Here is a 23,131-nt window from a genome sequence, read left to right on the forward strand (position 1 = left end):
CGACCCGGACGTGGTATTGCGCGAGCGGGCTTCCGACCGGGGGCGATTGGCTCCGGCGGCAACTCGCGGATGGGACGTTACGTACGGGTAACCTCAAGCGCAATGGTCCTCAACAAGAATCCACGTAAGACTTTCGAGGCGAAGATTTGTCCTGTCGTCCGCTGAGGGGGTCTCCTGGGGCATCTTGTCAGGGGATGAGCATGTTCCTACCGGCGGGTTGACACCGCGCGCAGCCGCTTGATCGTAGTTCGGCATGTCCTAACTACTGCGCTATGGCCCCATCGTGGTCTATGTTGCTGCGAGCTACGGCGCGCCTATGGACGTTGACGCGGCGGAGCCACCGGCCGCGATCAAAGACGATCCGCGGACGCCGTCGACCGGATCGACGCAGGCCATCCGGCTGTCGGGGTCCGCCCTGGGCGGAGTGAGGGGCGAGATATGACTACCAGCGCGACCAAGCCAGAGGTGTTCGAGCCACTGGGTCCGATTCCCAAGGAGCTCGCGACGATCATGCGGCCGGAGCTCCCGAGCCTCATCCGTGAGATAGGTGAGGAGATCCGGCGAGCCATACCGGAGCACACCAAGTTCCTGAACGGCCCGTACGGCAGGGCCATCCAAGCATGTGTCGAACAGATTCTCATCACATTCGTGGAGCAGGTGAACGATCCCTCCTCCTCGACGGCACGGCGCGACGAGATGTGCAGGAGGCTCGGCCGCTGCGAAGCGCTGTCGGGCCACTCCCTGGACACCTTGCGGGCCTCGTTCCAGATCGGGGCCCGGGTCGCCCTCCGCCGCGCCAAGCGGATCGGCAAGCGCTACAGCCTGTCCCCCAGCCTGATGCTGTCCTTCGCGGACGCCCTGTTCGCTTATGTGGACGAGCTGGTGGAGGTCTCCCGCGAGGGATACGTGGCCATCAAGGCGCAGACCGAGCTGAACGAACAGATGGAGAACGAGCGCCGGCGCCTGCTGCGCCTGGTGCTCGCCGGTCCCGCGGCTCCGCGGGCGAAGGTCACCGAGCTGGCCGAGCGCACGGGCTGGCCGCTGCCCGACGAGGTCACCCTCGTCGCCCTGGCGCCCGACCCGCAGCTCATGCGGGAGGAACTGGACGCCGACGCGCTCGTCGACCTGACCGACCCGCAGCCGCACCTCCTGATCCCCGGGCCGATGGACGACCTGCGCCACGCCTCGCTGGAGAGCGCGCTCTCCAGCACCCGCGCGGTCATCGGGCTCACCGTGCCGCTCGACGACGCCGGCGACTCGCTGCGCTGGGCCCGTCAGGCCCTGCAACTGGCCGAGACCGGCATCATCGAGGCCGGCCCGCTCATCGAGTGCGACGAGCATCTGGTCACGCTCTGGCTGCTGGCCGACCCGGCTCTGACGGAGCAGCTCGCCCGCAGGCAGCTCGCGCCGCTGGCGGAACTCACCGAGACCCAGCGTGAGCGCCTCATCGAGACGCTGCGCGCCTGGCACACGACCCGGGGCAACGCGGTCGAGATGGCCGACCTGCTCCACCTGCATCCGCAGACGGTCCGGTACCGGATGCGCAACCTGGAGCGCATCTTCGGCTCCCGGCGACTGAGCGACCCCGACCAGCGGTTCGCCACGGAATCCGTCCTGCGGGCTCTGCGGCTCCGTGAGAAGGCCACCGTCCTGCCGCTGGCGCGGCAGCTCCGGCCGTCGCAGGACCGTTCGCTGAGCCGCACCTACGGCTGACAACACCCGGACCCCCCTTTGTCACCGGATGACAAACGGGGCCTGAGCGCCGCAATTCCGGGTACGGAACCTTGTCCTCGAACTCGCGGGTAAGTAGCGTCGTCCAGCGCTCACCAATTCACGAAGGAGAGGAATATGGTGCGACGTCTGATTACCGGTCTGACGCTGGTGTCGGTGGCCGGGATGACGCTGGTCGGCTGTGGCTCGGATAGCAAAGACGACGAATCGGCTGTCGATTCGGAAGCCCTTGAGTGGGCCGAAAGCTTCTGCGGTCACATTCGGGAAGGCTCGGAGGCTCTGAACCTTCCCGAAACCGGCTCCACCGACCCCCAGGAGACCAGGGACGACTACGTGGGGTTCCTCGCCAGCCTGTCGGAGCAGCTCGACACCCTCGCCCAGGGCATCGAGAGCGACGGGCCGCCTCCCGTCGTGAATGGCCAGGAGACGTACGACGTGGCCATGGAGCAGCTCAACGAAGCCAGGGACGCCGTCGCCTCGGCCACCGCCTCCCTTGAGGAGGCCGAGGTCAGCGAGGACCCGGCCAGTCTCGAAGCCGCGCTGACGGAGGCCGGCGAGAGCATGACGGACCTCCAGGCCTACGGGGGCCCCGAGGAGACGTTCCGCAACAACCCCGACGTCGTGGCGGCCCTGGAGGAGGCGGAGAACTGCCAGCAGGTCTGACCCCGGCCTCGACCACGGTGACCGGCCCCTGCCGCAGAACGCGGCGGGGGCCGATTGCTTGCCCGGCTCACACCCACGCTCGCCCCGCTCGCCGCGCTCGCCATCGCCACTTCCGCGTCGCCCGCGTGAATGGTCTCGCCGATGGCCGGTGTGAATCGTCCGTACACATCACCTGTACGCGTCGGGCCCGGGTCGTCGGACCATGAATCGGCACGAACGATAACCGGCCCCCGCCGCGGATGCGACGGGGGCCGGCTAGTTTATCGGTGGTGCTATTTCACCTGTCCTGATTCCGAATTAGGACTTCGGGGTCAGGTTGATGGTGAGGGTGTTGTTGGCACCGGCCATGAACGGGCTGATGAAGTCGTTCAGCGGACCGCAGCCCTGGACGGCGGAGAGGGCGTACTCGCCGACCAGCTCGCCACCCGACAGCGGGTCGAAGAAGTCCGCGGTCGAGTGCAGGTCGATCACGGACGGCTCGACGGTCTTGCAGGTGGCGCCGCCACCGACCGGGATGCCGAACAGCTTCACGGACGGAAGCAGGATGTTCATGGTGGAGCTGGAGTTCAGCACACCTTCCTGCAGCGTGCCGGTGGTGGAACCGACCTGCTCGAAGGCGATGTCCGCGGTGGACGGAAGGAAGCCGAGGAGCTTGAAGCTGCCGGAGGTCTTCGCCAGGTTCAGCTCGGCGTCGAACTCGCCGGACTCCAGGTCGAAGAGGGCGTCCAGGTCACCACGGATCGGGACGTCGCCGTTCGGGGTGCCGATGTGCGACGTGCCTTCCAGGTTGTAGCCGTACTCGATCGGCTCGCCGCTGCCACCGTCGGTGCCGTCGGTGCTGCCGTCGTCGGTACCGTCCACAGTCCCGTCGTCGGTGCCATCAACGGTGCCGTCGTCGGTACCGTCCACAGTCCCGTCGTCGGTGCCATCAACGGTGCCGTCGTCGGTACCGTCCACAGTCCCGTCGTCGGTACCGTCCACAGTCCCGTCGTCGGTGCCATCAACGGTGCCGTCGTCGGTACCGTCCACAGTCCCGTCGTCGGTGCCATCAACGGTGCCGTCGTCGGTACCGTCCACAGTGCCGTCGTCGGTGCCATCAACGGTGCCGTCGTCGGTACCGTCCACGGTCCCGTCGTCGGTGCCATCAACGGTGCCGTCGTCGGTACCGTCCACGGTCCCGTCGTCGGTGCCATCAACGGTGCCGTCGTCGGTACCGTCACCGCCGGTGCCGTCGGTGACCTCGAACTGGGCCAGGACGACGTCCTGACCCGCCACCAGGGTGCAGGCCGACTCGAAGGTCTTCAGACCGGTGGGGTTACCGTCGGCCTTGCGCGGGGTGAGCGTCAGCACGATGTTGCCGACGGTGATCTCACCCTGGCCGGGCTCGCTGAAGCTGATCTCCGGAGCGTTACCCGAAGCGGTGATGTCGAACTCCGTGTACGGCGGAGCCGGCGGGATGTTCTGCTTCGGGACCTCGATCGGCACCTCGAGCGGCAGGTCGAAGCCGGGGGCGGCGATGTTCGCGTTGGCGATCGCGCTGCCCTCGATGGTGGTGGCGGCCACCGTCTTCAGACCCTGGTGCGTCTTGGCGTTCACCGTGGTGATCGCCTCGATCTCGATGGGCGGCGTCATTTCGCCGACCGCGATGCTGCTGGGTATGTCCGAGTTGATCTCCACGCTGATCGGCTGCGTGCCGATGAGCGGGAACGGACACGTGTACTCCAACGTCAGGGAGACCGGGTCCGCGGATGCGGAGTTTCCGGCCAGGGCGATGAGCCCGCCCCCGACGGGGGGGGAGGCGGAAACCGCCGACACCGCCTTAATCCGTCGTGCTTTCCTCGTATGAGCTCCCATGAGCTACCTCTCGTGTAGCGAGAGAGAGACACCGAGTGATGCCGCTCGCTTCGCTGAGAACGGATCGCCTACTGAGCACGTAATCGCTCGGATAAACCGATCCGACCACGTTTCCGGGCCGTAAACTACTTCCCGGTATTTCGGCGGTCAAGGTGTGTCACAGCAATCTCGCCCGGCCATCCTGAACAGGGCCTTTTCTTGTGGCCGGGTGAGCAACGACACACGCCTCCTTCATCACAGGAGGCCAACGTGCCATGTCTGGCGCCGCCTTGCGGCCTGGCGCGACGGATTGAGCACCGGATGACAAATTCCGGGGACGGAGTACTCACCCGGATGACAAATCACCAAGAGGGGGTCACAACCCTTGACCCCACTGGATACCCGTGAGTAGTTTACCGGTCCGCAACGTAAGTGGCCGGGTGGGATGCACCACAACGAGGTTTTCCGGGGGCTCGGGATTCACACTCGTGTCAATGGGCGAAGATGAAGGGCTCTAGATGGCTACTCACAAGAAATCGGGAAGGACCAGGGCTGCCGCGGCCCTGGCCGCGTCCACTGTCGCCGCCGGCGGGTTCATGGTCGTCGCCGGGATGGGCACGGCCTCGGCGGAGCCGGTTTCTCTGACGCTGGAGTACAAGTGTCCGTTCCCGCTCATCGGCACGCAGCCGATCAGCGTGGAGATCAACTCGGACATCCCCAGCAGCATCGCGGTCGGTGAGATGACGCCGCCGATCGCGATCGAGGCGATCACCACGGTGAACGCCAAGACGCACCAGGGTCTGAAGACGGTGGCCGCCACCACCATCGAGGGCAGCGCTGTCGCCAACGCGAACATCACCGCCCCCGGCTTCGAGCTGCCGCTCGAGGTGCCGATCACGGTTCCGAAGCAGGACATCCCGCCGGCGCCGCCGTACACGGAGTTCGACATCACCGCCGGTGGCGACGCTCCGGAGATCAGCTTCAGCGAGCCTGGCCACGGCGAGATCACCGTTGGCAACATCCTTCTGACCCTGACCCCGAAGAAGGCCGACGGTTCGCAGACCGGGCTCAAGACCTTCGACGCCGCCTGCACCCTCTCCCCGGGTCAGGACGTCGTCCTGGCCGAGTTCGAGGTCACCGACGGCACCGGCGGTGACGGCACCACGGACGACGGCACGACCGACGACGGGACCACCGACGACGGCACGACCGACGACGGCACGACCGACGACGGGACCACCGACGACGGGACCACCGACGACGGGACCACCGACGACGGCACCACCGACGACGGCACGACCGACGACGGGACCACCGACGACGGCACGACCGACGACGGCACGACCGACGACGGGACCACCGACGACGGCACGACCGACGACGGCACGACCGACGACGGCACGACCGACGACGGCACGACCGACGACGGGACCACCGACGACGGGACCACCGACGACGGCACCACCGACGACGGCACCACCGACGACGGCACCACCGACGACGGCACCACCGACGACGGCACCACCACCGACGGCACCACCACCGACGGCACCACCACCGACGGCACCACCACCGACGGCACCACCACCGACGGCACCAGCGTCACCGGCGGGACGAGCAGCATCGGCGGCTCCTCCACCAGCGGTGGCGTGAGCGGCACCCAGCTCGGTGGCGGCGGCGGTCTCGCCCAGACCGGTTCGTCGAACAACACCCCGCTGATGATCGTGGGCGCGGCGACCATGCTCGCGGGTGGCGCCGCCTTCCGCGTTCTGCCCCGCCTGATGGCCCGCCGGACCGAGACCGCCTGACCCGACGGTCCAGCACCATCGCGCCCAACAGCACGACAAGGGGCCCGGAGCGGATTCGCTCCGGGCCCCTTGTCGTGTGCGGTGGGGCCGACTCCCGTCAGGCGGGCTGACCTTCGGGCACCGGCTCCTTCTCTCCCGCCGGCTCGTCCGCCGGCTCCTTCCGCCGCGGCGGAATGCGCCGGAAGAGTCCGCGGACCCGGCCGTCCAGGGCCAGGAGGAAGACGGTGGGCAGGAAGACGATGTCGGCGGCGATCATCGCCATGGAGAAGAACGGCAGGCCGAGCAGGATGCCGATCCCGATGTGCTCCAGGATCAGGGCACCGAGCAGCACGTTCTTCACCTTGCGGTTGAGCACCGTGAACGGGAAGGCGACCTGGACGATGACCGTGCCGTAGCTCATCAGCAGCACCATCAGGCTGTTGTCCGACAGTTGCTCGGAGATCTCGGGCCAGGGCGAGAAGTAGTCCAGCCGCATCGAGTAGTAGACCGCGACGCCTTCCTGCCACAGTGAACCCTGGATCTTGTACCAGCCGGCCGTCGCGTAGACGAAGCAGACCTCGGCCATCATGATCAACAGAACGGCGTTGTGGGCGAGGTTGGCCATCATATCGGCGACGGCGCGCGGTTCGCCGTTCTCCCGGCGGTTGACCAGCCACCACACCGCCTGTACCGCCCACAGGCCCCACAGGGCGCCGCCCCAGCCCAGCCGGTCCAGGTGGCCGGCGACGGTGGCGGCCACGAGCGCCGCTCCGGCCGCCACCCACAGGCCGATGCCCGTGACGTCGACGGATCTCTCTCCGCGACGTGCCCGGCGGCGCGCGTCGAGCGACCAGACCTGGGCGCAGCGGGTGAGCACCAGATAGATGGCCATGATGCGGAGGATGTTCTCGCCGCCGCCGATCAGGTACTGGTTGCGTGCCTGGAACGACACGACCATCACCGTGAAGAGGACGGACATGAGGCGGGTGCGCCAGCCGATGACCATGCAGAAGGAGGCGATCACGGCCAGGGCGTAGGCGAGTTCGAACCACAGATCGGAGCCGGACCACAGCAGGACGGTGAACCCGTCCGAGTTGGCCACCGCCCGCTCGGCGAGGTCGATGCCCCACGGGCCGTCCGGGCCCCAGAGTTCGTGCCGGTGGGGGATCTCGCGCAGCAGATAACAGAGGAAGGTGAGCGATATGCCGATCCGGACGATCGCTGACTGATAGGAGCCGAACGCGCGGCTCGCCGCCAACTCCAGCCAGGGACGGATCAGACGGCTCTCGGTGTCGGCGGTCGCGCTCACGATGCCTCCTGGTCACTCATGTCGTCCCGCACGTCGTCCGGGTAGTCCGAAGGGCGGACGGTCCACCAGTCCAGCTCGCGGTAGCTCGGAAGGGTGCTGACGGTCTCTCCGGTCCAGCCCGGCGGCTGGATGGACCGGGTGACGGCACGGACCTGTACACGCTCGATGTCGGCGATATCGATGTCGCCGCCCTCCCCGCCCAGCCGCAGCAGCGCCATACGGTGCAGGTAGCTCTCCAGGAGCAGCCCGTTCTCCGTCATGGCGTGGCCCTCGTCGTCGTGCGTGTCGGTATAAAGGGTCCAGACACGCCGCAGTTGGGCCTGCGAGGTGGTGCTGGGTAGTAGGTTGTGCTCGATGTCGTCCATGTCCTGCTGGGTCATGTCCAGCCACGGAGTGGTGTCGAGAGTGCCGTCGTCCCGGCGGAACTCCGCACGGGCCTCCACATGGATATTGCTCCGAGGTGGATTCGGCGCGAACAGCTTCCAGTTCCGGGAAAATTCCGGGCTGATGTAGTCGCGGATCGTGTCGCCGTACTCGTCGGAGACAGTATTCGTCGGCGCGACGTAGAAGAAAATATTCCCCATATGCCAGACGCCGGCCAGGACGATTACCACCGCGGCGAAGGCCACGGTGAGACGACCCGGCAGCGAGAGCGCGCCGAACCCGGGTGGCCCGGTGCGCGTGGAGGCGTTAGGCGCTGCGGCCTCGGGCGGTTCCATGCTATGCGGCTCTCCCATGTCCTATGAAGTTCCGGCACCATACGCTCCCCTACCTGTGGGAACCCCTACTCTGTGGCACCCTTGGCCGCAGGTGACAACCCCCACGGCAGGACTACTCATTCGCATGACAAAAAAAATCGGGTGTCGAAAGCTCCTTGACCTTGTTCGATACCGCCGAGTAGTTTTCCGGTTTTGAAATCCCCCCGCATGCACTTGGAGTGCCATGTCGCCCGATTCACACAATCCCCATATTGTCATCGGCGTCAGTCCGTTCGGGAAACCTGATGCGCGGCTCACCGCCGCTGTGTGCCGGGCCGGCGGGCTGGGAATTCTCGATCTAGGGGCCGGTGACCGGAGGGCGCTGGAGGCGCTCGCGAGCGTCCGCGAATGGGTTCGCGGGCCATTCGGTGTCCGTGTTTCGGCCGGTTGCGCGCTGGGGCCCGAGGAGTTGGCCGGGCAGGCGGAGTTGACGGTGGTGCTGAGCGCGGGCGCGCCCTGGCAGCCGCGTGACCTGCCGGAGGGCTGGCGGGTGCTGGCCGAGGTGACGAGCGCCGACGAGGCGGGGCGGGCCGTCGCGGCCGGGGCCCACGGGCTGATCGCGCGCGGCAGTGAGAACGGGGGCAGGATCGGGTCCCTGAGCACTTTTGTGCTCCTGCAACGACTGCTGGCCGACCCGGGGCTGGGTGTGCCGGTGTGGGCCGCCGGGGGAATCGGCCCGCGCACGGCCGCCGCGGCGGTGGCTGGCGGCGCGGCCGGCGTGGTGCTGGAGACGCAGCTCTCGCTTCTGGAGGAGTCGGGGCTCCCGGAGGACACGGCCGCCGCGGTCCGCCGCATGGACGGCACGGAGACGATGGTCGTGGACGGCGTGCGCGTGCTGCGCCGCCGCGATGTGCAGGAGGGGCACGCGGAGCCGCTGCCGGTCGGGCAGGACGCCTGGCAGGCCCGGCGCTTCGCGGACGACTGGGGCAACGTCGCCCGCGCGGTCCGCGCGGTGCTGACGGCCGTCGAGGAGACGTTCGCGGACGACCGCGCCGCGGCGGCGCTGCGTCCCGGCTCCCCGATGAGCCGCGCGCTCGGCACCGCCCTGCCCGTGGTGCAGGGGCCGATGACGCGGGTCAGCGACCAGCCGCGGTTCGCCGCCGAGGTGGCGCGCGAGGGCGGCCTGCCGATGCTGGCCCTCGCGCTGGCCACCGGCGAGCAGACCCGGGCGCTGCTGACCGAGACCCAGGCGGCGCTGGGCGACCGTTCCTGGGGCGTGGGGCTGCTCGGCTTCGCCGACGAGGAGCTGCGGACCGCGCAGATCGCGGAGGTCCTGGAACGGCGGCCGACGCACGCGATCATCGCGGGCGGGCGCCCCGCGCAGGCCGCCGCGCTGGAGCAGGCAGGGATCAGAGCGTTCCTGCATGTGCCGACGCCGGGGCTGCTCAAGCAGTTCCTGGAGGCGGGCGTGCGCCGGTTCGTCTTCGAGGGGTCCGAGTGCGGGGGGCACGTCGGGCCCCTCAGCAGCTTCTCGCTCTGGGAGGCGCAGCTCGCCGTCATCGAGCGGTTCGTCGCGCAGGCGGCGGACGGCGACGAGACGGCCGCGACGCTGGAGCTGCTGTTCGCCGGCGGTATCCACGACGAGCGGTCCTCGGCGATGATCGCCGCGCTCGCCGCGCCGCTGACGGCGCGCGGTGCGGCGGCCGGTGTCCTGATGGGCACCGCGTACCTGTTCACCGAGCAGGCCGTGAGCTGCGGGGCGATCGGTGAGGTGTTCCAGCGGCAGGTGATCTCGGCCGAGGCCACGGACCTGCTGGAGACCGCTCCCGGGCACGCCACGCGCTGCGTCAGCAGCCCGTTCACCGAGGAGTTCACCTCCGCGCGGGAGCGGCTGCGCGCCGAGGGCGTGCCGGACCGGGAGGCGTGGCAGGAGCTGGAGAAGCTCAACCTGGGCCGGCTGCGCATCGCGAGCAAGGGCATCGAGCGGGTCGGTGACGAACTGCGGGAGACCGGCGAGGACCGCCAGCTCACCGCGGGGATGTTCATGGCCGGTGAGGTGGCGGTGCTGCGGTCGCGGCTGACGTCGATCGGCGAGCTGCACCACGCGGTCGGCCCGGCCGCCGCGGAGTTCCTGGCCGGCAGCGCCGCGCTGGTGCGCGAGCGGCTCGGCCTGACCGCCGAGCCCGAGCCCGAGCCGGCGCCGGAGCCGCTGGACATCGCCGTCGTCGGCATGGCCTGCATGTTCCCCGACGCCGCCGACCTCGGGGAGTTCTGGGCGAATGTGCTGTCCGGCCACGACGCGGTCACCGAGGTCCCGGCGGACCGCTGGGACCCGGAGGTGTACTACTCGGCTGAGCGGGCCGACGCCACCACGCCGTCGAAGTGGGGCGGGTTCCTGCCGCGCATCCCGTTCGACCCGCTGTCCTACGGGATACCGCCCGCGACGCTGCGGAGCATCGAGCCGGTGCAGTTGCTGGCTCTGGAGGCCGCGCGCCGCACGCTGACCGACGCCGGGTACGACGACCGGCCGTTCGACCGCGCCAGGACCTCCGTGATCTTCGGTGCCGAGGCGGGCAGCGACCTGTCGCAGGCGGCGACGCTGCGCGCGGTGCTGCCGTCCTACCTGGACTCGATGCCGGACGCCCTGGCCGAGCAGCTCCCGACGCTCACCGAGGACTCGTTCCCGGGCATGCTGTCCAACGTCATCGCGGGCCGGATCGCCAACCGTCTGGACCTCGGCGGCGCCAACTACACGGTGGACGCGGCCTGTGCCTCGTCGCTCGCGGCGCTGGACGCGGCCTGCAAGGAGCTGACGGCGGGGTCGAGCGACCTCGTGCTGTGCGGCGGCGCCGACCTGCACAACAGCGTCAACGACTACCTGCTGTTCGCCTCGGTCGGCGCCCTGTCGCCCACCGGCCGGTCCCGGACGTTCGACGCGGACGCCGACGGCATCGCGCTGGGCGAGGGCATCGCCTGCGTGGCGCTGAAGCGGCTGTCGGACGCCGAGCGGGACGGCGACAAGATCTACGCCGTCATCAAGGGCGTCGGCGCCTCCAGCGACGGCCGCGCGCGCGGCCTGACGGCTCCCCGCCCCGAGGGGCAGCGCGCCGCCCTGGAGCGGGCCTACCGCAACGCGGGCGTCTCCCCCGCCGCCGTGGGCCTCGTCGAGGCGCACGGCACCGGGACCGTGGTCGGTGACCGCACGGAGCTGTCCATCCTGACCGAGGTGTTCACCGAGTCCGGTGCCGCGCCCGGCAGTTGCGTGCTCGGGTCGGTGAAGTCCCAGATCGGGCACACCAAGTGCGCCGCCGGTCTGGCCGGTCTGATCAAGGCCGCGCTGGCCCTGCACACCGGCGCGCTGCCGCCCGCCGGCAACCTGACCCGGCCCAGCCCGGCCTGGAACCCCGACGACAGCCCCTTCGTCTTCCACACCTCGCCCCGCCCCTGGGCCGTGCCGACGGCCGAACGGATCGCGGGCGTCAGCGCGTTCGGCTTCGGCGGGACCAACTTCCACGTGGTGCTCCGCGGCTACGACGCGCCGCCGCCCCCGCATGGCCGGGACGTGTGGCCCGCCGAGCTGTTCACGTTCCGCGGCGCGGACCACGCCGCCGCCGTCCGGGAGGCCGAGCGGCTGCTGAAGACCCTCGAAGGCGGCGCCGCCGCCCGGCAGCCGCTGCGGGAGCTGGCCCGCGCCACCGCGCGCCGCTCCGACACCGCGCAGGGCGAGGTGCGGATCGCGGTCGTCGCCACCGACACCGACGAGCTGTCCGCGTCGCTGCGCAAGGCGCTGGCCGGTGGCCACGACCCGGCCGCCGGGGTGTTCCTCGCGGACCCGGCGACCGCCGGGCCCGAGGGCCAGGTCGCGTTCCTCTTCCCCGGTCAGGGCAGCCAGCGGCCCGGCATGTTCGCCGAGTTGTTCCTCGCCTTCCCCGAACTCCAGCGCCACCTGCGGCACGGCGCCGGCCCGGCCTACGCCGACACGCTGTTCCCGCCCGCCGCGTTCGACCCCAGCACGGCGGAACGGCAGCGCGGCGCGGTCACGGACACGCGCGTGGCGCAGCCGGTCCTCGGCATGGCCGGGCTGGCCGCGTTCGACCTGCTGACCCGCGCGGGCGTGCGGCCCGACATGGCGGCCGGGCACTCCTACGGCGAGCTGGTCGCGCTGTGCGCGGCGGGTGTCTTCTCGCCGGAGACGCTGGTCGGCCTCAGCGCCGGGCGGGCCGAGTCGATCCTCGCCTCGGTGGGGGACGACCCGGGCACCATGGCCGCCGTCGCGGCCCCGGCCGGGGACGTCGAACGCGTGCTGCGCGAGGCGGGGCTGGCCGACCGGGTCGTCACCGCCAACCGCAACGCGCCCAAGCAGACCGTGATCTCCGGCGGGACCGAGGCCGTGGCCGACGCCGTGGAGCGGCTGCGTGAGGCCGGGCTGCGGCCCCAGCGGCTGCCCGTCGCCTGCGCGTTCCACAGCCCGCTGGTCGCCGCCGCCGGCCCCCGGTTCGCCGAGGTGCTGGCCGGACGGCAGGTGCGGGTGCCGGAGTTCCCGGTGTGGGCCAACCGCACCGCCGTCGTCTACCCGACGGAGCCGGGCGGTATCAAGGCGGAGCTGGCGGCCCAACTGGGCGCGCCGGTCCGCTTCGTGGAGCAGATCGAGGCCATGTACGCGGCCGGGGCGCGGGTGTTCGTCGAGGCGGGGCCCGGCTCGGTGCTGACCGGCCTGGTGCGGAAGATCCTCGGCGACCGGCCGCACCTGACGGTGGCGACCGAGCCGCGCCCCGACGCCGGGCTGCGCGGCCTGCTGGAGGCGCTGGCCCGGCTCGCCGTCGCGGGTCTGCCGGTGCGCACCGGCTGGCTGTTCCAGGGCCGGGGCGACGCGGTCGCGGCCGAGCGGGCCGCGGCGGCCAAGCCGGCCGGCTGGACCGTGGACGGTCATCTGGTCCGCACCGTCGAGGGCGAGACGCTGGCGGGCGGGCTCCGCCCGGCGCGGCGGGTCGCCGCGGCGCAGGCCCTGCCCGCCGCCCAGCCGAACCGGGATGCGCTGATCAGCGAGTTCCTCACGGCCAGCCGGGAGATGATCGCCGCGCAGCGGGACGTGATGCTGTCGTACTTCGGCGGTGTCGTGCCGGCCCCGGCGCAGCCGCTGACGCTCCAGGCCGTGCCGTACACGCAGCCGGCGCAGGCCATCGCCGCCGCCCCGGTGGCGGTGACCGCCGAGGCGCCCGCCGAGCCGGCCGCCGCCGAGATGCCGCGCGACGTGCTGGGCACGGTGCTCGACGTCATCAGCGACCGCACCGGCTACCCGGTGGACATGCTGGAGCCCGGCCTCGACCTGGAGGCCGACCTCAGCATCGACTCCATCAAGCGGACCGAGATCGCCGGTGAACTCGCCGTGCGGCTGGGCGGTTCCGCGTCGCTGACGCTGAGCGACGACGAGGTGGAGGAGCTGTCCGGAGCCAGGACCGCCGCCGCCATCGCCGACTGGCTGTCGGCGCGCGGGTCCACCACGACGCCCTCGCCGGAGACCGGTGGCAAGGTCCCGGCCGCCGGCGGGGGACGACACGGCGACGCGGACAGCGCCGCGCTCGCGGGCGTGCCGCCGAAGCGGCTCGTGCAGCGCCGGGGGGCGCTGCCCGCCGGGGCGTCGGCCGCCCCCGACCCGGCCGGGCGCAGGGTCGCGCCGCTGGGCCGGGGCGGGGCCGCCGACGCGCTCGCGGCGGCGCCGGCGGCGCGCGGCGCGGTGCCGGGGCCGTTCGACGCGGGGCACCTGCTGGGCGAGACGGACGGCCGGTTCGACGGCGTGTTCCTGCTTGCCCCGCTGACCGAGCCGGGCGGCGCCAACCCGCCGGCCGTGTTCCCCGCCGTCAAGGCGGCGCTGCGCGACGGCCCGCGCTGGCTGGTGTGCGCGCGGCCGGCCGCCGAGGGCGCGGCCGGGTTCGACGGCCTGTTCCGCTCGGTCGCCCGCGAGTACCCGGAGACCGTCGCCCGCGCGGTGGCGCTGGACGCGACCGTGCCCGCCGAGGCCGTCGCCGAGGCGCTGCTGGACGAGCTGGCGGCGCCCGACCGTGCCCCCGACGTGCTGCGCACCACCGACGGGCGGCAGGGCTTCGAGCTGCTGGCGGGCGAGCTGGACCGGGACGCCGACGCGGTGCCCGACGCCGCGGCGCTCGGCCTGGACCGCGGGTCCGTGGTGGTGCTGGCGGGCGGCGCGCGGGGCATCACCGCGCACATCGCCGTCGAGCTGGCGCGGGCCAGCGGCTGCCGGCTGGAGCTGATGGGCCGGACGCCGCAGGCGACGGCGCCGGAGGCGGCCGACACCGCGCGGGCCGCCGACCGCACCGCGCTGCGCGGCGCGCTGGCGGCGCGCGGCGGCCTCACGCCCGCCGAGATCGAGCGGGAGGCCGGGCTGATCCTCGCCCAGCGCGAGATCGACGCCACTCTCGCCGAGCTGAACGCCCTGGGCAGCCAGGCCCGTTACCACTCGGTGGACCTGCGGGACGTCGAGGCCGTCGCCCAGGTCGTCAAGGAGATCCGGACCCGCAACGGCCGCCTGGACGGCGTGATCTGCGCCGCCGGGGTGATCGAGGACCGGCTGATCGCGCAGAAGACCCCCGAGTCCTTCGGCCGGGTCTTCGCCACCAAGGTGGACGGCGCGCGGGCGCTGCTGGACGCGGTGGGCGAGCTGTCCCCCGCGCCCGGGTTCGCGGTCCTGTTCGGCAGTATCGCCGCCGTGCTGGGCAATCGGGGCCAGTCCGACTACGCGGCGGCGAACGAGGCCCTGGAGGGTCTGGCCGCCGCCTGGGCCGCGCGGACCGGCCGGCGGGCGCTGACCGTGCACTGGGGGCCGTGGGCGCCGTCCTCGGCGCACCCGGGGATGGTCAGCCCCGAGCTGGGCCGCGACTACGCCCGGCGCGGCGTGGGGCTGATCGCCCCCGACGCCGGGGCGCGGGCCCTGCTGCGGGAGCTGGCGTGGGGCGATCCCGCGACTCCGGCCGTCGTCTACACCTCCGCCGAGGGGTGGGAGAAGTGACCGCCCCCGGCGACGGCCGGGACACCCGGATCGCGATCGTCGGCATGGCGGCGCTGCTGCCCGGCGCCCCCGACCTGGAGACGTACTGGCGGAACCTGGTCTCCGGCACCGACGCCATCACGCAGGTGCCCGACGGCCGGTGGGACCCGTCGTACTACCCGGACCCGGTGTACTGCCGCCGGGGCGGGTTCGTCGACGACCTGGCCGAGGTGGAGGCGACCCGGTTCGGGATCATGCCCACCTCGGTCGCCGGGACCGACCCCGACCAGCTCATCGCGCTGTCGGTCGCCGCCGACGCGATCGCCGACGCGGGCGGCGAGGACCGGCTGCCCGACCGGGACCGGGTGGGTGTCGTGCTGGGGCGCGGCGGCTACCTCAACGCCGGGCAGGTCAGGCTCGACCAGCGGCTGCGCACCGCGCACCAGCTCACCCGCACCCTCGGGGAGCTGCTGCCCGAGCTGGGCGCGGACCAGTTGGCCCGGGTGCGGGAGGCGTTCGCCGCCCGGCTCGGGCCCGAGCGGCCGGAGGACGCGATCGGCCTGGTGCCGAACCTCGCCGCGTCGCGGCTGGCCAACCGGCTCGACCTGCGCGGCCCCGCGTACACGATCGACGCGGCCTGTGCCTCGTCGCTGATCGCGGTCGACCAGGCGGTGGCGAAGCTGGCGTCGGGCGCCTGCGACGTGATGCTCGCCGGTGGCGTGCACCACTGTCACGACATCACGCTGTGGAGCGTGTTCAGCCAGATGAAGGCGCTGTCGCCGAGCCAGCGCATCCGCCCGTTCCACGCGGGCGCGGACGGCATCCTCATCGGTGAGGGCACCGGCATCGTCGTCCTGAAGCGGCTGGCGGACGCGGAGCGGGACGGCGACCGCGTGTACGCCGTCATCCGCGGCACCGGCGTGGCCGGGGACGGCCGGGCCGGCGGGCTGGTCGCGCCCGACCCGGGCGGGCAGACGCGGGCCGTGCGGCAGGCGTGGGCGGCGGCCGGGCTCGACCCGCGCGAGCCGGGCGTGCTGGGGCTGCTGGAGGCCCACGGCACCGCCACCCCGGCCGGTGACACGGCGGAACTGACTACGCTTGCCGAGGTGTTCGGCCCGCCAGGGGCGCCGGGCGACGGTGAGGGTCCGGTGATCGGTTCGGTGAAGTCGATGATCGGCCACACCATGCCGGCGGCCGGGGCGGCCGGGCTGATCAAGGCGGCGCTGGCCGTGCACCGGGCGACGCTGCTGCCGACGCTGCACTGCGACGACCCGCACCCGGCGCTGGCGCGGACCCGTTTCCACCCGGTGGCCACGGCGCAGCCGTGGGAGGGCGACCTGCGCCGCGCCGCGGTCAACGCGTTCGGGTTCGGCGGCATCAACGCCCACGTGGTGCTGGAGCAGGCGGCGCCCGACCCGGCGCCGCGCCGGGGGCGCGGCCGGGCGGCGGCGCCGGGCGCCGTGCGCGAGCCGGAGCGGGTGCTGCGGCTGGCCGCCGCCACCCCGGGTGAGCTGGCGGAGCTGCTGAACGCGGACGACGCCGAGCTGCGCGCGCGGGCGGGCGAGGTGCCCGCTCCGGACGCGCCGGCCGGCAGCCGGCTGGGGATCGTGGAGCCGACCGCGAAGCGGCTGGCGCTGGCCCGCCGGGTGGTCGCCAAGGGCCGGGCCTGGCGGGGACGCGACGACGTGTGGTTCAGCGCGGCGCCGCTGCTGGCCGGGCCGGACGCCGGGCGGCTGGCGTTCGTGTTCCCCGGTCTGGAGGCGGAGTTCGAGCCGCGCGGGCTGGACGAGGTCGCGGAGCGGTTCGGGCTGCCCATGCCGGGCCGCACCGAGGCCGACGCCGCCGACACCGCCCGGCAGGGCCTGGGCGTGATCAGCGTCGGACGGCTGCTGGACGCCGCGCTGCGCCGGATGGGCGTGGCGCCGGACGCGGTCGCCGGGCACAGCGTCGGCGAGTGGACCGCGATGGTCGCGGGCGGGCTGCACTCCAGCGAGCAGTCGGACGAGGTGCTGGCCACGTTCGACCCGGACTCCTTCAACGTTCCCGGGGTGGTCTTCGCCGCGCTCGGCGTCTCGGCCGACAAGGTCGAGGAGGCGCTGGCCGGCCGCGACGACATCGTGCTCTCGCACGACAACTCGCCCCGGCAGTCCATGGTGTGCGGGCCGCGCGAGGCCGTCGAGGACCTGGTGCGGTGGTTCCGCGAGCGGCGGGTGCTGGGACGCGTCCTGCCGTTCATGTCGGGGTTCCACACCCCGATGCTCGCCCCGTACGTCGGGCCGCTCGCCGAGGGCGCCGAACAGTTCGAGATCTTTCCCCCGGCCGTACCCGTGTGGTCGGCGACGATCGCGGCGCCGTTCCCCGAGGAGCCGGCTGCGGTGCGGGAGCTGTTCCTGCGGCACCTGCTGGAGCCGGTCCGTTTCCGGCCCACCGTCCAGGCCATGTACGCGGCGGGGTTCCGCGCGTTCATCCAGGTCGGGACGGGCCAGGTCGGTTCGCTGATCGACGACACGCTCGACGGTCAGGACCACCTGACCGTCTCGGCGAACTCCCCGCACCGCGGTGGCCTGGCCCAGTTGCGCCGGGTGGCCACCGCGCTGTGGACGGAGGGGCTGGCCGTGGACGACGCGGTGCTCGCCCCGCCGAAGCCGAGGCGGCAGACGCCGTCGCGGCCCGCGACGCGCCTGACGCTGGGCGCGCCGCTGATCTCCCTGGAGCCGGGGGAACGCGACGCGCTGGGCGCCTCGCTGCGGGGCGCGCTGGGCGGGTCCCCGGCCGGCGCGGCGCCCGAGCTGAGCGCGCTGCACGGGCTGGCCGGGCGGTTCCCCGTGGCGGCCGAGCTGGGCGCGCTGCTCGCGGAGACCGCGTCGGCGGCGGCCACGGTGATCGCGGCCGGCAACCCGGCGGCGGCCGGGGCGCTGCCCGCCGGGGCCGTGCCCGCGCCGCCCGCGCCGGTGCCCCCGGCCGCGCCGGCGCCGCACGTGATGCCGTTGCTGGTGTCGACGCGGACCATGCCGTACCTGCTGGACCACTGCTTCTTCCCGCAGCGGCCGGAGTGGCCGGACGACTCCGACCGGCGGCCGGTCGTGCCGGCGACGACGATCATGCGGCACATCATGGACGCCGCCGAGCAGGCGATGCCCGGCATGCGGGCCGTGGCGCTGCACGACGTCCGCTGCGAGCAGTGGGCGGACGCCATCCCCGAGGTGACGCTCGAGGTGACCGCGACGCCCCGGCCGGACGGCAGGCTGGCGGGGACGTTCGGCCCGTACGCGCGGGCGCAGGGCGAGATGGCGCCCGCGTACGCGCCCCGGCCCGAGCCGTGGTCGTTCGACCCGGCGGGCGAGTGGCACGGCGAGCACACGCCGGAGGAGATCTACGGCGACCGCTGGCTGTTCCACGGCCCGGCGTTCCAGGGTCTGACGTTCCCGATCGCGCTCGGCGAGAAGCACGTGCGCGGTGTGATCGCCGCGCCGCCCGCGCCGGGTTCGCTGCTGGACAACGTGGGCCAGATGATCGGCTACTGGCTGCTGGTCACCCAGCCGGGGCGGAACATCCTGTTCCCCGTGCAGACCGGCGAGGTCCGGTTCTTCGGGCCGGAGCCGCCGCCCGGCACGCGGGTCGACTGCCACATCAAGGTCACCTCGGTCACCGAGACCGGCCTCGACATGGACGCGCAGCTCAGCGTCGACGGCCGGGTGTGGGCCGAGATCACCGACTGGCGCGACCGCCGCTTCGCCGGTCCCGACGCCCGCCGGGCGGGCGGCTACCCCGAGCGGCGCGGCCTGTCCGTGGCGGGTCCCGGCGGCTGGTACATGATGCGTGAGCAGGCGCCGGACCTGGCCTCGCGGGATCTGCTGATGCGGACCCAGCTCGGCCGGGAGGAGCGCGAGGAGTACGCGCGGCGCCCGCCGCGCGGGCGCCGCCAGTGGCTGCTGGGCCGGATCGCGGCCAAGGACGCGGTCCGGGCGTGGCTGTGGGGGAACGGCGAGGACGCCGTGTTCCCGGCCGAGATCCGGATCCGCAACGACGCCGCCGGCCGCCCGTACGCCGAGGGCACCCACGGCCGGACGCTGCCCGCGCTCGACCTGTCGCTCGCCCACCGGGGCGACGTGGCGGTCGCCCTGGTCCGGCCCGTGCCGGACCCGGGTGCCGGTGCCGGGGTGGGGGTCGGGATCGACGTCGAGGAGATCACCCCCGACGTCGAACGGGCCGTGGCCGTCGCGCTCGGCGACGAGGAGCGCGCGCTGCTCGACTCCGTCGTGGCCTTGGGCGAGCGGCCCCCGGCGGAGTGGTACACCCGGTTCTGGGCGGCGAAGGAGGCCGCCGCGAAGGCCGAGGGGACCGGGTTCCAGGGCCGGCCGCGGGACTTCGCCGTGGTGGCGGCCGACGGGGAGGAGCTGACCGTGGCGGTCGGCCCGCGCCGTCACCGGGTGCTCTGCGCCCGGGTCGTGGATCCGGCGAGCACCCACCAGACCAGTCCGGATCCCGTGACCACGGATCCGGCCAGCGGCACCCCGGCGGCGGTGTACATCGTCGCCTGGACCGCGCCGAACACCGCGCCGAACACCGCGCCGAACAACGAGGAGACCAGCCAGTGAGCGTTGCACAGCCCGCCGAAGCCGCCCAGGACACCGTTCTGGCGACCGTGGCCGACATGATCAGGGAGATTCTGGGCGGGGAGGACCTGGCCGAGCTGGACATCGACATGGAGACCCGGTTCGGCGACGACCTGGAGCTGGAGAGCATCGACATGGTCGCGCTGTCCGAGAGCCTGGAGGCGCACTACGGCGACCGCGTCAACTTCGCCGCGTTCGTCGCCGAGATGGAGCTGGACGAGATCATCTCCCTCACCGTGGGCCGCCTCGTGGACTACGTGGTCGCCAGCCTCCGTGCCGCCGAGGAGAGCTGACCGATGGCCCGGATGGAGGTGAACGGTGTCGGGCTCAACGTGCTGCGCCTGACCCCCAAGGGCGGGACCGACGACGCCCGGCCGCCCATCGTCGTGTGTGTGCACGGGGTGTTCATCGACAGCCTCGCCAGCTTCTACTTCACCCTGGGCCCGACACTCGCGGCCGGCGGCTGCGAGGCCGTCATGTTCGACCTGCGCGGGCACGGCCGCAGCGAGCGGCCGGAGAGCGGCTACCGGATCGAGGACTTCACCTCGGACCTCGACGCGCTCCTGGACCGGCTCGGCATCGACCGGCCGGTCCACCTGGTGGGCAACTCCTTCGGCGGCACCGTCGCCCTGGACTACGCGGCGCACCACCCGGAGCGGGTCGCCTCCGTCCTGGTCATCGAGTCGGGCCCGGCGACCCCGGACTGGGCCGAGGCGATGCGCGGCGCGCTGGTGCAGACCACGGAGAACCTGCCGGAGGACCAGGCGCTCGCCTGGTGGGTCCACATGTACGGGACCTACGCCTCCAACCGCAGCGGCAAGGAGCACGAGGCGCACATCGCGCGCCTGGGTTCGTCGGCGGCGCGGCTGATGCGGTCCACCACGATCGTCGCCGACGTCCCGGCCAGCCGGCTGCTGACGGACGAGCAGATGCGCACGCTGGCCGCGCCGGTGCTGCTCGTCAACGGCAGCGACGGCCTGGTCAAGGGCAAGGCGGACTGGCTGATGACGGTGCTGCCCCGGGTGCGGGTCGCCGAGGTCCCGGGCCAGAAGCACTCGGTGCTGGTCGAGGCGGGCGACGCCGTCGGCAAGCTGGTGCTGGAGTGGGTCCGGGAGAACGAGCCGGCCGAGCGGCCCGCCGAACGGGACACCCCGGACGCGGAGAGCGCGGCGGTGCCCCCGGCGGGCGGCGGGAGCGGGGGCCCGGCCCCATGAGCCGTTTCCTGTTCGTCGTTCCGCCCCTGGTCGGGCACATCAACCCGGCGGCGGCCGTCGCCGGTGAGCTGGCCGCCCGGGGGCACGAGGTGGCGTGGGCCGGGCACCCGGGGCTGCTGGGCCGGCTGCTCACCCGGCAGGACCCGGTGTTCCCGGTGGACACCCCGGAGGAGAAGCCGCGTCCGGCCGGGCTGCGCGGGTTCGCGGCGCTGAAGCATCTGTGGGAGGAAGGCTTCGTGCCGCTGGCCGAGGCGATGGAGCCCGGCGTCGAGCGGGCGATCCGGGCCTTCCACCCGGACGTGGCGGTGGTGGACCAGCAGACGGTGGCGGGCGCCCTGGTGGCGGAGCGGTCCGGGCTGCCGTTCGTGACGTCGATGACCACCTCCGCCGAGCTGCTGGGCGCGGCCGGAACGCCCAAGGTGGACGAGTGGATCCGCGAACGCCTCGGCGAGCTGCGGCAGCGGATCGGGGACGGGCGGGCGGCGTACGATCCGCGGTTCTCGCCGCTGCTGACCCTGGCCTTCACCACGGTTGACCTGGTCGGGCCCTACCCGGACCCGGGCGGCCCGGTGGCGTTCGTCGGCCCGGCGCTGGCCGAGCGGCCCGACGATCCCGGCTTCCCCTGGGACTGGGTGGACGCGGACCCGGACCGGCGGCTGGTGCTGCTGACGATGGGCACGGTCAACTCGGAGGCGGGCGCCCGTTTCCTGTCGGAGGCCGTGGAGGCGGTCCGGGCCAGGCCCGGGCGGCTGCGGGCGGTCGTCGCCGATCCCGGCGGCGCCCTGGGCGAGGAGCCGTTCCGTGACGACCACGTGCTGATCGCGCGGTCCGTCCCGCAGGGGGCGCTTCTGGAGCGGGCCGCCGCCGTGGTCTGCCACGCGGGCCACAACACCGTGGCCGAGGCGCTGTGGAACGGCGTTCCGCTGGTTGTGGCCCCGATCCGGGACGATCAGCCCGCCGTCGCGATGCAGGTCACCGAGGCGGGTGCCGGGGTGCGGGTCCGCTTCGCCCGCGCGGACCGCCAGTCGGTCGGGGCCGCGCTGGACACCGTGCTCGACAACCCCGTGTACGCGGCGGCGGCCCGCCGGATCGGGGACTCGTTCCGCGCGGCGGGCGGTGCCGCCGCCGCCGCGTCCCATGTGGAGAAGCTCGCGGCCGACGCGTGACACCCCGACTTGGAAGAGGCACGGACATGGACACACGCACGGCCGAGATCGCCGAGCTGCGCGACGCCTACCGGGCGGAACTGGCCGCGGGCATCAAGCGGTTCTTCCTGCCCCGGCGCACCACCTGCCCGTGGTGCGAGTCGTCGGCGCTGACGCTGCGGATGCGCACCCGCGACTGGGTGCAGGGCAAGCCGGGGCTCTTCACCCTGGACCGGTGCCGGAACTGCGGGCACGTCTTCCAGAATCCCCGGCTCAACCAGGACGGCCTGGATTTCTACTACCGCGATTTCTACGACGGACTCGGCCGGGAAACCACCGAGACCGTGCTCCAGGGAAGGGGCAGCCCGCGCCGCTACGAGGCGAGCGTCGACGCCCTGACCCCGCACATCGCGCCGCGCACCTGGCTGGACGTGGGCACCTCGTACGGCTTTTTCTGCGCGGCGGCGAAGAAAGTGCTGCCGGGAACGGAATTCGACGGGCTGGACATGGGCGAGGCCGTGGAGGACGCCGCCAAGGCGGGCCGGATTTCCCACGCCTACCGCGGTCTGCTCACCGAGCTGGCCGGTGACCTGGCCGGCCGGTACGACACGGTCAGCATGTTCCACTACCTGGAGCACACGCTGGACCCGCGCGCCGAACTCCAGGCGGCACGCACCGCGTTGCGCCCCGGCGGGCATCTGCTGATCGAGATCCCCGACCCGCAGTCCCTGTCCGCACGGCTGCTGGGCAAGTGGTGGGTGCCGTGGTTCCAGCCGCAGCACCTCCAGTTGATGCCGTCGGCCAACCTGCGGGAGGAGCTGAACCGGAGCGGGTTCTCCGTGGTCGCCGAGGAGCGCGGCACCGCGCACATCCCGGTGGACCTCATCGGCGCCGGCTGGTTCGTCCTCAACCAGATGCTCCCCAAGGAGGACGCGCCGTGGCGGGAGGAGCCGCCGCCGCGGCTGGCCCAGGCGACGCGCAAGGCCGGACTGCTGGCCGGGCTGCCGGTCCTGCTCGGCCTGCACGCCGTGGAGTTGCTCGCCTCGCCGCTGGCCCGCCGTTCCCGGCTGGCCAACGCCTACCGGCTGATCGCGCGCCGGGACAATTGACACGGGCCGCGCCCGGCGCGGGA

The 23,131-nt window shown here is 72.7% G+C and carries 12 protein-coding genes; 9 read left to right on the forward strand and 3 right to left on the reverse strand.

The genetic code is table 11. The features are described from left to right. The first annotated feature begins 438 nt into the window (after nucleotides 1-438). Together BN2279_RS18520 and BN2279_RS18525 are read left to right on the forward strand one after the other, a co-directional pair. Nucleotides 439-1,713, forward strand: a complete 1,275-nt coding sequence (locus BN2279_RS18520) for a PucR-like N-terminal domain-containing protein (protein WP_059011101.1) — start codon at nucleotides 439-441, stop codon at nucleotides 1,711-1,713. Nucleotides 1,714-1,848: 135 nt separating this feature from the next. Beyond that, nucleotides 1,849-2,394 carry a hypothetical protein gene (locus tag BN2279_RS18525; protein ID WP_059011103.1) on the forward strand — a complete coding sequence of 182 codons (546 nt, stop codon included), beginning with the start codon at nucleotides 1,849-1,851 and terminating at the stop codon, nucleotides 2,392-2,394. 297 nt (nucleotides 2,395-2,691) lie between these two features. On the opposite strand, the gene BN2279_RS29485 is transcribed toward BN2279_RS18525, so the two are convergent. Beyond that, nucleotides 2,692-4,209 carry a DUF6801 domain-containing protein gene (locus BN2279_RS29485; RefSeq protein WP_159037269.1) on the reverse strand — a complete coding sequence of 506 codons (1,518 nt, stop codon included), beginning with the start codon at nucleotides 4,207-4,209 and terminating at the stop codon, nucleotides 2,692-2,694. A gap of 536 nt (nucleotides 4,210-4,745) precedes the next feature. On the opposite strand from BN2279_RS29485, the gene BN2279_RS29995 reads away from it, so the two are divergent. Beyond that, nucleotides 4,746-6,035: a DUF6801 domain-containing protein gene (locus BN2279_RS29995; protein ID WP_199827756.1), complete on the forward strand. Its 1,290-nt coding sequence runs from the start codon at nucleotides 4,746-4,748 to the stop codon at nucleotides 6,033-6,035. 97 nt (nucleotides 6,036-6,132) lie between these two features. Here BN2279_RS29995 and BN2279_RS18540 read toward each other — a convergent pair whose 3' ends face one another. Further along, complete coding sequence (locus BN2279_RS18540; protein ID WP_104531066.1) at nucleotides 6,133-7,323, reverse strand: HTTM domain-containing protein; 1,191 nt, start codon at nucleotides 7,321-7,323, stop codon at nucleotides 6,133-6,135. Then, nucleotides 7,320-8,042 (reverse strand): DUF5819 family protein, encoded by a 723-nt coding sequence (locus BN2279_RS18545; RefSeq protein WP_159037270.1) that lies wholly within the window; start codon nucleotides 8,040-8,042, stop codon nucleotides 7,320-7,322. The genes BN2279_RS18540 and BN2279_RS18545 overlap by 4 nt, the downstream gene beginning before the upstream one ends. 223 nt (nucleotides 8,043-8,265) lie before the next feature. Between BN2279_RS18545 and BN2279_RS18550 the strand changes: the two genes are divergently transcribed. From BN2279_RS18550 to BN2279_RS18575, 6 genes are read left to right on the forward strand one after another with little or no spacing between them, the layout of a single operon-like run. Then, the gene (locus tag BN2279_RS18550; protein ID WP_059011107.1) at nucleotides 8,266-15,045 is read left to right on the forward strand and encodes a type I polyketide synthase; all 6,780 of its coding nucleotides are present in this window, start codon (nucleotides 8,266-8,268) and stop codon (nucleotides 15,043-15,045) included. 44 nt (nucleotides 15,046-15,089) lie between these two features. Then, nucleotides 15,090-19,622, forward strand: coding sequence for a type I polyketide synthase (locus tag BN2279_RS18555; RefSeq protein ID WP_059012539.1), 4,533 nt, complete (start codon nucleotides 15,090-15,092; stop codon nucleotides 19,620-19,622). Continuing rightward, nucleotides 19,619-19,933, forward strand: coding sequence for an acyl carrier protein (locus BN2279_RS18560; protein WP_059011110.1), 315 nt, complete (start codon nucleotides 19,619-19,621; stop codon nucleotides 19,931-19,933). Before BN2279_RS18555 ends, BN2279_RS18560 begins: the two co-directional genes overlap by 4 nt. Before the next feature lie 3 nt (nucleotides 19,934-19,936). After that, nucleotides 19,937-20,854: an alpha/beta fold hydrolase gene (locus BN2279_RS18565; protein WP_059011111.1), complete on the forward strand. Its 918-nt coding sequence runs from the start codon at nucleotides 19,937-19,939 to the stop codon at nucleotides 20,852-20,854. After that, a complete protein-coding gene (locus BN2279_RS18570; RefSeq protein ID WP_059011114.1) occupies nucleotides 20,851-22,020 on the forward strand; it encodes a glycosyltransferase in 1,170 nt (389 codons plus the stop codon). Before BN2279_RS18565 ends, BN2279_RS18570 begins: the two co-directional genes overlap by 4 nt. A gap of 26 nt (nucleotides 22,021-22,046) precedes the next feature. Then, nucleotides 22,047-23,108 carry a class I SAM-dependent methyltransferase gene (locus BN2279_RS18575; protein ID WP_059011116.1) on the forward strand — a complete coding sequence of 354 codons (1,062 nt, stop codon included), beginning with the start codon at nucleotides 22,047-22,049 and terminating at the stop codon, nucleotides 23,106-23,108. Nucleotides 23,109-23,131 lie beyond the last annotated feature (23 nt).

The organism is Streptomyces specialis, from assembly GCF_001493375.1.
Lineage (GTDB): Bacteria > Actinomycetota > Actinomycetes > Streptomycetales > Streptomycetaceae > Streptomyces > Streptomyces specialis.